Origin of the sequence: Nitrosomonas sp., assembly GCA_016703745.1 — a bacterium.
In the GTDB taxonomy this organism is placed as follows: Bacteria; Pseudomonadota; Gammaproteobacteria; order Burkholderiales; family Nitrosomonadaceae; genus Nitrosomonas.
On record JADJBK010000006.1, the window covers coordinates 600,028 to 612,655 of the forward strand.

At 48.1% G+C, this 12,628-nt stretch carries 11 protein-coding genes and 1 other RNA gene; 4 read left to right on the plus strand and 8 right to left on the minus strand.

The genetic code is table 11. The features are described from left to right. Positions 1–90 precede the first annotated feature (90 nt). Both mutL and IPG31_03910 read left to right on the plus strand, forming a co-directional pair. The gene (gene mutL / locus IPG31_03905; protein ID MBK6617533.1) at positions 91–1,917 is read left to right on the plus strand and encodes a DNA mismatch repair endonuclease MutL; all 1,827 of its coding nucleotides are present in this window, start codon (positions 91–93) and stop codon (positions 1,915–1,917) included. Between the two features lie 36 nt (positions 1,918–1,953). Further along, positions 1,954–2,400, plus strand: coding sequence for a universal stress protein (locus IPG31_03910; protein MBK6617534.1), 447 nt, complete (start codon positions 1,954–1,956; stop codon positions 2,398–2,400). A 214-nt stretch (positions 2,401–2,614) separates the two neighbouring features. Here the strand turns inward: IPG31_03910 and secA are convergent, their stop codons facing one another. After that, a complete protein-coding gene (gene secA / locus IPG31_03915) occupies positions 2,615–5,353 on the minus strand; it encodes a preprotein translocase subunit SecA (GenBank protein MBK6617535.1) in 2,739 nt (912 codons plus the stop codon). Between the two features lie 108 nt (positions 5,354–5,461). Next, positions 5,462–6,379: a M23 family metallopeptidase gene (locus IPG31_03920; protein ID MBK6617536.1), complete on the minus strand. Its 918-nt coding sequence runs from the start codon at positions 6,377–6,379 to the stop codon at positions 5,462–5,464. 23 nt (positions 6,380–6,402) lie between these two features. On the opposite strand from IPG31_03920, the gene IPG31_03925 reads away from it, so the two are divergent. Further along, the gene (locus tag IPG31_03925) at positions 6,403–6,858 is read left to right on the plus strand and encodes a DUF721 domain-containing protein (GenBank protein MBK6617537.1); all 456 of its coding nucleotides are present in this window, start codon (positions 6,403–6,405) and stop codon (positions 6,856–6,858) included. Between the two features lie 54 nt (positions 6,859–6,912). On the opposite strand, the gene IPG31_03930 is transcribed toward IPG31_03925, so the two are convergent. The 5 genes from IPG31_03930 to IPG31_03950 form a co-directional block, all read right to left on the minus strand. After that, a complete protein-coding gene (locus IPG31_03930; GenBank protein ID MBK6617538.1) occupies positions 6,913–7,497 on the minus strand; it encodes a DUF2959 domain-containing protein in 585 nt (194 codons plus the stop codon). A gap of 90 nt (positions 7,498–7,587) precedes the next feature. Next, on the minus strand, positions 7,588–8,559 hold the full coding sequence (locus IPG31_03935) for a hypothetical protein (GenBank protein MBK6617539.1): 972 nt from the start codon (positions 8,557–8,559) through the stop codon (positions 7,588–7,590). An 11-nt stretch (positions 8,560–8,570) separates the two neighbouring features. Then, a complete protein-coding gene (locus tag IPG31_03940) occupies positions 8,571–9,524 on the minus strand; it encodes an acylglycerol kinase family protein (protein MBK6617540.1) in 954 nt (317 codons plus the stop codon). A 145-nt stretch (positions 9,525–9,669) separates the two neighbouring features. Further along, positions 9,670–10,398: a hypothetical protein gene (locus IPG31_03945; protein ID MBK6617541.1), complete on the minus strand. Its 729-nt coding sequence runs from the start codon at positions 10,396–10,398 to the stop codon at positions 9,670–9,672. A 90-nt stretch (positions 10,399–10,488) separates the two neighbouring features. Further along, entirely contained in the window at positions 10,489–11,292 is an 804-nt protein-coding gene (locus IPG31_03950) for an outer membrane protein assembly factor BamD (GenBank protein MBK6617542.1), read from the minus strand. 307 nt (positions 11,293–11,599) lie between these two features. Between IPG31_03950 and ssrA the strand changes: the two genes are divergently transcribed. After that, positions 11,600–11,959, plus strand: a transfer-messenger RNA (tmRNA) gene (gene ssrA / locus IPG31_03955). Between the two features lie 248 nt (positions 11,960–12,207). Here the strand turns inward: ssrA and IPG31_03960 are convergent. Further along, entirely contained in the window at positions 12,208–12,609 is a 402-nt protein-coding gene (locus IPG31_03960) for a hypothetical protein (protein ID MBK6617543.1), read from the minus strand. Between the last annotated feature and the right edge of the window lie 19 nt (positions 12,610–12,628).

Sequence of the window (12,628 nt, forward strand, 5' to 3'; positions counted from 1 at the left end):
ATAACTTGGCATCCATTTTGTAATTAATAAATAGGAATTAAGTTAGCGTAATTAGAATGAACATGAATATATTCTGTAGAGCGAATTTTTATGCGCACCATTAAACTACTCCCCGATGGCCTGATCAATCAAATCGCAGCTGGAGAAGTGGTTGAGCGTCCGGCTTCTGTTCTGAAAGAGCTGATGGAAAACTCCATTGACGCTGGCGCCACCGAAGTTTCTGTAGAAATCCATCAAGGTGGGTTTAAACAGATACGAATTACCGATAACGGCACAGGAATTGCTGCAGAAGAGTTACCCCTGGCATTGATGCGGCATGCCACCAGCAAGATTGACAGCCAGGAAGATCTGCAGAACATTACCAGCCTGGGTTTTCGTGGTGAGGGACTGGCCAGCATTGCCTCGGTATCCAATCTGTTGCTCGTCAGCCGCCACTTGACCGGTGAACATGCCTGGCAAATCAGGGCGGAAGGAACACGCTTGTTACCAATTGAGCCATCTGCCCATGCCGTTGGTACCACTGTTGAGGTAAGCGATCTTTTTTTCAATTTACCTGCCCGCCGCAAATTTCTCAAAACCGAATCAACTGAATTCGCGCATTGTGAAGCCATTTTTCAGCGGATCGCACTGTCACATCCCGGCGTGACCTTCAGTCTGAAGCGAAATGGAAAACTGCGTCATCACTATCCAGCAGCAGAAATCCATTCACGCATTTTGGTCATATTGGGTGAAGAATTCACACAAGCTGCCATCCGCTTTGATGAACTCTCCGCTGGCGTCGGATTATGTGGCATGTTGGCGTTACCAGCTTATTCCCGTGCAACGAGTGATACGCAGTACTTTTTTGTCAATGGTCGCTTCATCCGCGACAAGCTGATAACACATGCCTTGCGCGAAGGCTACCGGGACATACTGCATCACGATCGCCACGCCGCTTTTGTGCTGTATCTGGATATTGAACCTGGGCAGATCGATGTCAATGTGCATCCAACCAAAATAGAAGTCCGCTTCCATGAAAGCCGCGCGATTCATCAATTTATTTATCACGCTGTCAGCAAGGCACTGGCATCTCGGCGTGGTTCAGATGCGGCTACGCTCATGATGCCCAAGCCACTCAGCCCGAACCCACCTGACCAGACCGGCGAACAACAGCAGGCTACAGATGACCGGCTGACTCAACATGGCTTTAAAGGAAGCAGCCATTACCAGCAACAAAGCCTGCCGATTAGAACGATTGCGCAGTCACCCGCGCCATTCTATGAAATTCTGTATGGCAACCAAACTGAAACAGTTGACGTGCGTGGCAACCATTCATCCGAACATGGGGAAACCGCTCCACCTCTTGGCTTTGCTATCGGTCAGCTTCATGGTATTTACCTGCTGGCGCAAAATACGAAAGGATTGGTCCTGGTAGATATGCATGCCGCACACGAGCGTATCGTTTACGAACAGCTAAAAACCTCGCTGGATCAACGCAAACCAGCAGTACAACGTTTATTAATACCCGTAACATTTCATACTGACAGCCTCGACATGGCAACTGCTGAAGAAAATCAGCCGCTTTTGCAGGATCTGGGTTTTGAAATAGCATGGCTATCCGCCACCTCGCTGGTAATCCGCGCGGTTCCCGCCATGTTACAGGATGCCAATATTGAGAAACTGACACGGGACGTGCTGCAGGAGATCAGGGAAGGCAATCCCAAACTGCTGCTAACTGCGCAATACAATGAGTTACTGGCCAAAATAGCATGCCATGGTGCTGTACGTGCCAATCGCCAGCTAACTCTAACTGAAATGAATGCGTTACTGCGGAAAATGGAGCAAACCGATCGCGCCGATCAATGCAATCATGGACGACCCACCTGGTTTGAGATCAGCCAGGCAGAACTTGATAAAATGTTCATGCGCGGCAAATAATCGCAAATTTATCAATGACTATTTTTAGGAGATCACATGTTTCAAAAAATTCTGGTACCAGTTGACGGCAGTCCGACGGCGAAACTTGCTCTGCAGCAAGCCATCGCATTGACAAAACTTACTCATGCGCAGGTTACACTCGTTCATATCTACACTGATATTGCCTATCTGGTGGATGAAGACTACATCAACTACGAAGAATTGCAGAAAACTGTGCAACTCGCTGGTGAAAAAATACTGACCGAAGCTACCGCATTATTTCAGCAAGCGGGCTTGACAGCGCAAACGCAATCAATCTCGGCTGGCAATCAGAAAATTGCACAAGCAATTATTGCGGAAGCTGAGCGCTGGCAGGCTGACCTGATCGTAATCGGCTCACATGGTCATTCGGGATTCACTCGCCTGCTGCTGGGTAGTGTAGCGGAAGGCGTGGCCAGAAGTTCGTCAATACCCGTATTATTGATTCGTGGCACGGAAAGTTGATTTGAGCGATTCGAATGGTATTAATGGTGTTTAGAGCTTTAGAGGTCGCTCATAAAATAACACCTGAATCACCTCTGGCGGGCACATTGCGGCGTTGTTCGTCGTCACCATAGCCGGGCTATGGCTCCTCCTCTCGCTTTACATCCCGCCAGACGCATCCAATTGTCAGACTTATTTCTTCATGGCTTCTTATCAGACGAGTCTGCTTTCAGTATTACTCAAGCTTGCCATGGCATTGTTTGTATTTTTTTCCTGAACCACACGGACAAGGATCATTGCGTCCAACCTTGTCATTCCCGCGAATATAAGGCTGTACCTTGCTCTCGGTGTCGTCCTGATTTTTTGCTGATGGCACACCATCACCCACCACATCTTCATAGTTAGCATGGTGGTACTGCATGCCCCCTGGAACAGGTGCATCAGCAACAGCATCCACTTGTTGTTCGTTCCTGATCTGCACGGTCAGTAAAATTCTGGTCACTTCCGCTTTAACGGATTCCAGCATTCCGGTAAATAATTCGAAAGCCTCCCGTTTATATTCCTGCTTGGGATTTTTTTGTGCATAGCCGCGCAAATGAATACTCTGCCGCAAATGATCCAGCGCTCCCAGATGCTCACGCCAGTGGCTATCAAGTGTGTGCAGCATCACCATTCGTTCATATTGCTGCATTAAGGTCGTGCCTGCCTGTACCACTTTATTCGTATAGAAAGTATTGACCGTTTCAATAATGCGTTGCCGTAAATTCTCTTCATGCAAATCCTGGTCTTCGTCCAGCCATTGCTGAACAGGCAAATGGAGATTAAATTCAGCCAGCAGCACTTTCTCCAGCCCGGCGATATCCCACTGTTCCTCGATGCTCTGTGGTGGCATATACAGGCTGACCATTCCGTCGATGACATTCTCCCGAATAGCGCTGATGGTATCGGAAATATTCTGGTCCGCTTCCAGTAATTCACTACGCTGCTGGTAAATCACCTTCCGCTGATCATTAGCAACGTCATCGTACTCCAGCAATTGTTTGCGAATATCAAAATTACGCGCTTCAACCTTGCGCTGCGCATTTTCAATTGCACGAGTCACCCAGGGATGCTCGATTGCCTCCCCTTCCGGCATGTTAAGTTTGGTCATGATGCTGGCGACGCGATCCGAGGAAAAAATACGCAGCAGCGAATCTTCCAGTGACAGGTAGAAACGACTGGAACCAGGATCGCCCTGCCGACCCGAACGTCCTCGCAACTGGTTATCAATACGACGAGACTCGTGTCGTTCTGTTCCAATAATATGCAATCCACCCAGCTTGATCACTTCGTCATGGCGGATTTGCCAGTCATCCTGTATAGCCTTGATGCGCTCAGTTTTGGTTGTATTATCCAGTGCAGTATCAGCCTGAATACGATGAACATCAGGTTCGGGATTCCCTCCCAATACAATATCGGTACCACGTCCAGCCATATTAGTCGCAATCGTAACCATTTTGGACTGGCCCGCCTGAGCGATGATATCCGCTTCGCGGGCGTGCTGTTTGGCATTCAGTATCTGATGCGGCAGTTTTTCCTGCTTCAGCAAACCTGACAACAGTTCATTATTTTCGATAGAGGTCGTACCGACGAGGACCGGCTGTCCGCGCTCATAACAATCCTTGATATCTGCCAGGATAGCCTGATATTTTTCCTTGGTAGTACGAAAAACCTGATCCATGCGATCTTCTCGAACCATCGAACGATGTGTTGGAATCACCACGGTTTCGAGTCCGTAGATCTGCTGAAATTCAAATGCTTCCGTATCCGCCGTTCCGGTCATGCCAGCAAGTTTCTCGTACATACGGAAATAATTCTGGAAAGTGATGGAGGCTAGCGTCTGGTTTTCTTTCTGGATGGCGACATTCTCTTTTGCCTCTACCGCCTGGTGCAATCCCTCCGACCAACGCCGCCCCGGCATAAGCCGACCGGTAAATTCATCCACAATAATGACTTCATTATCCTGAACCACATAATGCTGATCACGGTTATACAGATTATGCGCACGCAACGCTGCATTGAGATGGTGTATCAGATTGATATTTGCTGGATCATACAAACTGGTTCCTGCAGACAATAATCCGACTTCGCTTAGCAATGCCTCAGCATGTTCGAATCCTGTCTCGCTTATCAGTACCTGCTGAGTTTTTTCATCCACACTGAAATCACCCACACTTTTCTCATTGTCCTGTTTAACCAGCTTTGGGATAAGCTTGTTGATCTTGGTATAAATCTCGGTATCACCTTCCGCCATACCGGAAATAATCAAGGGTGTGCGCGCCTCATCAATCAGAATCGAATCCACTTCATCAACAATGGCGAAATTAAGGGGTCGCTGCACTCGCTCGATAACATGCCCAACCATGTTGTCACGCAGATAATCAAAGCCATATTCATTATTCGTACCATAGGTGATATCCGCCGCATAGGCCGCCTGTTTGGTTTCCTGCGGCATTTGTGACACCACCACGCCAACAGTCAGTCCCAGAAAACGATAGATCTGCCCCATCCATTCCGCATCACGTCTGGCAAGATAATCATTGACCGTCACAATATGCACACCCTTGCCAGACAAAGCATTCAGGTAGGTTGGTAACGTTGCCATCAGCGTTTTCCCTTCACCCGTACGCATCTCAGCTATCTTGCCTTCATGCAGTACCATGCCACCGATCAACTGCACATCAAAATGACGCATACCCAATACGCGTTTGCTGGTTTCACGCACCACTGCAAATACTTCCATCATCAATTGATCCAGTGTTTCGCCATTCGCCAACCTATTTCTGAATTCATTTGTTTTTTCTTGCAACGCAACATCCGTTAACACTGCAATAGCTGACTCAAACTCATTAATTTTGCGCACAGTTTGCATATATTGCTTGACAAGCCGATCATTACGGCTACCAAAAAACTTTTTCAGTAAATTATTTAACATGGAGTGGTGATTTGTTAGTGCTTGCCAACGATTGAGGATTAATCAGGAATATTTCCTGGTGAATTAAATTCTATCTGGATTGTATTTACAGCCAGACAAATAACCTGACTAGTTAGTCTTTTTCAAAAACCTGGAAGGATTAAGTGGTATGTCATTATGTCTGATTTCAAAATGCAAGTGCGGCCCGGTAGAACGCCCGGTGCTACCGATTTCCGCAATTTTCTGTCCTTTTAACACGACTTGCCCTACATTAACCAACAACCTGGATGCGTGCGCATAGCGACTAACCAGTGCATTGCCGTGATCAATGGCTACCATGTTACCATAACCGGGTTGATAGGCAGAAAAGACAACCACCCCACCAGCAGCAGCTTTGATTGGTGTGCCGGGCTTAGCGGGAAAATCGACACCCTCATGGAAGCTTTTTTTACCGGTAAAAGGATCGATCCGCATACCAAAATCCGAAGAAAACCAACCAGTCTCCAATGGCATTGCGCTTGGCAGCATTTCTTGTTCGATTCGATCACCTAATAATAGACTGTCCAGCACCGTCAATTTATCTGCCCTGTCTCTCAGAGATCGGGCAACCAGGTGTAATGTCTGGTTGAGTTCGTCTAAGGATAGGTTCCGCTCGTGGATTTCTCTATCGACCCCACCCTGCCCCGGCAGCTGATCAAAGGAGAGTTCCTGTGGATCAATACCATATAAATCCACTAACCGCCGCCCTAATTCGTTTAAGCGAAACAGCTGTACTTGCATCTTCCCCACTTTAGCCGCCATAAAATCCAGATTTTTGTTCAAATGCTCTTGGATTTTAATATTTCTTTTGGACTCCGAATTCTGCAGCACAGCACTTAGCATCGGATGATTAATTTTATCCACAACCTCTCCGGCAAAGCGATTCAGCGTGATAGCAAAAAAAACCACTATCACCAGCAATAGTAGCAACCCCATGAATATGTGGTAGCGTGTCAAGGTTAATGATTTTGCTTGCCCTAATCGGCTAGAAATAAGAATAATATTCATCGGCGCTTCCTTATTAATTAACTATGTCGATCTCTAATTTAAGAAATTACTTAACTATTCTTGGTAACTCGCCTGATTATGAACCCATCTTCAATCAGGCAAATCAGTTAATTGAAATACAAAACAGGCTTTTGGAGATTATTCCATCGTCTATTCAGAATCGCTGTATGGCGGGGAAATGCACTGACGGCATCGTTCCAATCTATGCAGATAACGGTGTGGTCGCCAGCAAGCTACGTCAATGGGCACCCGCTATCCTGCGGCATCTCAATAAAAATAATCTTACAATTAAAGAGATTAGGATAGCCGTGCAACCCAACCCTTCTCGAAACCATGTACAAGACCCACTCAAACGCGTTCACCAACTCAACCCATCAGCTATTCATCATCTGAATGACCTGATCGCCACATTGCCCTGCGAATCGCCACTTGGACAGGCACTGATCAGGTTCCTGAACAACAACAAGCAACAAGCATAAGAAAATAGTTTTTATCCTTTCAATATCCTCCACACATCAGAAGCGAAATATCTGCTAGTTTTTTTCCATGTTAGAGAGGAAAAGATTGGCTTCATTAATGGAGTTTTCCATTGAAACAATCAAGGTGGAAACATCAGATTGCAGATTACCCAGCTCGCTCTTCAGCGAAGTAATCGCCTGTGCATTAAGATTATGCTTGAGATACATGACCTGATCTTTAAATACTGACAACACGGGCTGAATTCTCGCCTCCGCATTTTTCATCGCCGTAATCAATTGACGATAATGACTACGGGTTGCAGTCAGCTTATTCTGACTTTGCTGCTTGAGAGCCGGATTATTGTATTGCGTGATCTCCGTCTCCCATTCCTCAAACAGAGCGACAGATACTCCTTCGATATCAGCAATACGTTCTTTCACCTCGCTTGCCATATTGACGCTGGCCTCATATTCGCTATTCAGTTTGTTATATAGCTTCTCAAGATTGCCGCCATCAAAACGCGTTACGGCTGTGAACTGTGCCAACGCAGACTTAAACTGCTGCTTGGTTTCTTCCTGTGTGTCGCGCGCCTTCTCAACCCGATATACCAGCACATCCCGCTTGGGAATTCCTATTTTTTCAAGCCCGCTGTAGTACATACTGGAACACGCTGCCAGCAAACATACCAATAAACTCAGGAATAGCCACACCATCCGTTTCATGATCAATTTATCTCCTTATAACTTTTTTCAACGCAAAATACCGCGCCGCAATAACTGCCACATAACCTTGTAGCCCCACAGCACCGGATGACGACGAAGCATGGGCGTAATCTCAACTTTCACACCAGTATGCCGCTCGATTTTCCAGGCCGCATAATCCAGGCAATCCCGGAATGTCAATGTCGCTTTGCTCAAACGCAGAATTGACAATACCCTGCCCTGCCAGCGCCGTAGCCGCCAGTCCAGCCTGGCCCTGAATTTTTGAGCTGGTGTTACGCTTATCACATATTGACTGTCCCCATTCAGCGTTAACAACGGGCGCAAAGCAGGCCATGCCGCAGCTGTCAGGCGTCGATAGACAGGTAGATTGATCTCCATCAACAAACGGGAGCGCGACTGACGTTCGGCACGTAATTCTGCAGCATAAGTTAGCTGCAATCCCGAGGCCCAGATCTGATCGACACTCACCTCACCAAGAGACAGCATTGGCAGCGTCGTTTCAAGAAATTTGATGATCGCCCGCGCCTGCGCAATTCGAATACGTTGCGCCACGGTTTCATCACGACCATAAAGCAGCTCGAAAGGCTGGGCAAAACGGGCCCAAATGTAAGGATGAAACCAGCAGCCCGCAGCCTTCTCGAAATGTGTGGTTGACATGACAGCATACTTGGCACGGAGCATACCACCGTCATCAGAAGTTGACACCTCTAAAAAGAAAACATTGGGTGCCAGCCAAACATTCAGATAACGTAATGCCTTTTTGTCATAGGCATGACAGTAATCATCCACCAGCACATAAAAATCGACAACGCCTTCATGCGGTGATGATCCATGCAAGCTGGAGCCATACAGAAGAATCGCATCCAGCGCCGAGCCAAAACGCTGCTGCAACTGATCGGTCAACGGTAATAATTCCTCAGGTATATCTGGCATGGACTGCGGCGTGATCGCAGCTATGAGCGATGCGGGTGGTGCGGAAAAGCTCGATTTACTTTGCATGCTATGACGTACTAAAGTACACGAAAACGCAGCGGACCATCCTCATAGATCCGTAACGGCCCGTTCTGGCTCGAAGCCCGATAAACCTCGCCATCAACAATATAGTCATCATCAAGCAAAAGTTCGAGCTGAGAAGTGTTATAGCTAATATACCCATCTGTCTGTTGCAAATAGTGGCCACGTCCGATAATCAGCGGCCATATCCGGATCCAGAATTTTTTGCTGCACTGCGCAACAAAGGTGGCGTGCAGCGCAGCCGGTTCCCGCCCCCAATACGGACGTATCCCCAGCAACAGCCGCTCCAGCGCACTCACCAAAGCAAACAGATAAAAATTTTTACGGATATTTCCCGCCTCATCTTTTTCCATAATACACACCGGCGCCCACTGCGTCTGCGGACGTCCCAAAAATGTACCGAGAATCGAGCGCAAAACAATAATGATGGTGAAGAGATTGCCAGTCATTCCAAACTGTTTGACCCGGCTCTGTGAAAACTTAACACCACGCGCGATCATACCCAGACCAAACAGCATTCCATAGACATTTTTTATACCGGTCTGCTCGATACGCAAAACCGAACGTTTAACAATCTGTCGCGCTTCAGACTGTTGCAGGGCCTGTCTGATCTTCAACAATATCGACTCCGGTTTGCCACACATTCCCAAATCCAATGAAATCATGTTAGTTGTTCCCGCCGGCACAATGGTTAACACAGGCCATTGCGTCGGCGGTAGCTGAGTAAATAGACAATTGATAACGCCCTGCAGGGTTCCATCACCACCCACCACGATCAACCACTCTATATTTTTTGCCAGTAATGCACGTACTGCCTGTTCGAATTCCTCCAGACTGGTGGCCTGTAGTTGTTCCACTTCAGACAGACTGGCCAGCGCTTGGCGAATCTGCGTATTGCGCTTACGAAACTGGCCACCCAGCGGATTAAAGATCAAACCGGTTTTTATCATATTTCCTGGAATACCATCAGAGAGCGCCTACCCAAACACTTTATTTATACAAATGATTATCTGTTTTCAGGTATCACGGATAACGCGCTATGCAGCAACGAGTATGCGCAGGCATCTCACAAATAAATTTTTAGAACGAGTTAATTCAAGCCACTGTCCGCTTCTCAATTGCGGTCACAACACACCTGATCTGCTGCTCCACATTAATAGTCGTGTAGCCAGTGAGCTCAAGCCCCCTATCCTCATAGACATCAATATCCGGATATCTGCGTTTCCAGTCAGCAACCACCTGATCACGCTGCTTCAGCAATGCTTCTATCTGTGGCCGAAATAAAATCAACATGGCGGAAATCCATAAGTTAACCGGCCACGAAGGATAGGCATGATCGATCTTAAAATAATCCAGCATGGCAATGACATCCTCGGCCTTGTACCAGGACTCTGCTGTTACCCATCGATTAGTTGCGAACAAACCCAGTGGAAAACCATAAGCATCCATTGAGATACCAATAAGATGACTGAGCGAATCACTTCCTTCCGGCCAGGATTCCGTCCCGTCGCAGGGAACCGAAGATAATCCATCCGGCATGCCCGGCTGACGCATAAATGTGTGGAAATGCCCGTTTTCTGTGGCCTCGACACGATGTGCATGATAGTAATACTGACTAAAGGTTTCCCCGTCAAACACATCATCTTTGGGATAGTGCTCCAGTTCATAGAATTCACCCTGGCCTTTCAGCACTTCCGCCACAATATTAAGCCCACCTTTTTGCAATACCCGGTAGCATTCGACAATCTGAGCGCCAGCACCAGCCATTCGTTCGAGCTGCACTCTGGACAAGCACGTAAAAACATCACTACTCATTTTCATTATCCTGCCATTCATGAAAAAGTGATGGTCGTGTGTCTGCACTATACCGGACACACCAACCCAGGTAATTCACCACCTGGGCCAATAGACCAACTACCATATTCTCCACCATGGCTTTTCACCAAGAGACTCTGAATCTGAGAGATAGTCACTATCTGGAAAATTTTTACGCATCACTTTTTCCGCATCATCACGCAAATCAATCAAACCCAGTTCGTTATAAGCACGCGCCATAATGTACAGCGCCTCCTCTATAGCCGGTGTCTGTGGATATTCTTGAAGTATGAATTGAGCTCGTCTGGCCGCCGCGACATACGCCTTACGTTTCATGTAATAACGCGCAACATAAACTTCCCCCGTTGCCAGAGTATTTACCAGAAATGCCATACGCTTGAGCGCGTCAGGTGTGTACTTACTATCAGGAAAGCGGGTAACCAATTGCTTGAAATTTTCAAATGACTCCCGAGATGCCTTCGCATCTCTTTCGCTCATATCCTGACTGATCAGCTTGGTAGTAATGTAACCAAGAATTCCCCGGTTATCGTTAAAGTTCGCCAATCCCTTTATGTAGTAGGCATAATCAACGTTACGATGGTGCGGATAAAGCTGAATAAACCGATCCGCCGCAGCAATGGCAGATGCGTTTTCCTGATCCTTATAATAGGCATACGCTATTTCAAGCTGTGCATGCTGGGCAAATCGACCATAGGGATAATTTGCTTCCAAGGCTTCGAATAATTTGACAGCGGCTGCATAGTTACCGCTATTCAGTTCGTTTTTAGCCTCGGCATAAAGGCTATTTGGAGATTGCTTATCATCGACAACTTTCTTTTCCGGAAATAGACCACATGCCGAGAGCAACCCAATCAATCCAACCAGTACAAAATATCGCAGCATAATGAGTCATATCAGGCGTAAATAATCTTGTCGGGATTATAACGTAAAGCAAACGTTGTCCCTACCGATTGAGCAGAAGGCCAGTCGGGTCAGTAGCGAGTAGATCGCAACCCGCTATGCGAAAAACCTGTCATCTTTCATTACTGCCGTATCAATCCGTTGAGTTGCCCTTTGGCTGGTTATCTCTTCATGACAGCGCTATCCAACAAACCCCTGGAAGTAAATTTTTACCTATTTCTGAATCTGTTAGAATTAGACGTTGAACTAATTCACTCAAAAATTTTCTTAACATTTCAAAATTTACCCAGGGGGCGATCCGGCTTCGACGCGGGTTGCGAAGCAGTGCAGGGCATACCGAGGATCAGTAACCTCGTAAAACCACTGAAAAAAAATAGTCGCAAACGACGAAAACTACGCTTTAGCCGCTTAATCCGGCTAAACTCCACACCGGTGGGCCTCAACGCCGGGTCTGGCAACAGGCGGTGGAGTCATTAACGAGGATCGTATTGTGCAGGGTTACTTTGCAGAATATTAAATGATAGGTAACTCGCTTATCACCAGCCTGCCGGTTGGCGTGTGGTAAGTCAGACTAAATAACCAGGCTAAGTATGTAGAACTGTCTGTAGAGGACTTGCGGACGCGGGTTCAATTCCCGCCGCCTCCACCAATCCAAAGGGCCTGGATAATCTCCAGGCCCTTTTTCTTTGCGCGCATCCCCGCGTGGCGCGGGGTTCCGAGGGTTTGCCCTGCGGGTGCCATGCCCTTCGGATGTGCCGAATCGGCCCGTTTCCCGGCCAGCCCAGTCTCTTTTCTCCGTTTGCCCTGCGGGTAGTCGCGAGGCCGAGCCCTGCGTTTACAGGGACTTGGCGCGGCCTTTCTGCGGTCAACCATGGCCACCGATTGGCCGCCAAACCGCTACGCATCAAAAGATTCGACCACCCGCCGCTGCTCGATCCAGTCCAGCGGCAGCGGATTGCGCTGGAACCAGATCAGGCTCATGCAGCGCGGCTGCGTGCCCGCCAGGATGGCCTGGATGATGGCAGGCTCCAGCAGGGTCAGGCGCAGCAGTTCGTTCACCGTCGAGTGATGCAGACCTTCGCGCTGGGCGATGTCGGTCCCGCTGGCCACCACGCCGTCGTCGAGCAGTTGTTGCCAATAGAAGGCTCGCGCCAACGCTACCAGCATGGGACTGTCGAACTGGTTCCGCGTGGTGCTGCCTGCGCTCTCCCCGTCCGGCCGAATCACGACCTTGCGCACGCCGCGCTTGCGGATCTGCAGTGGGATGAAGGTCGAGAGCTTCACGGCGCCGCCGTCCATGCGCTGTTGCACCGTGGCC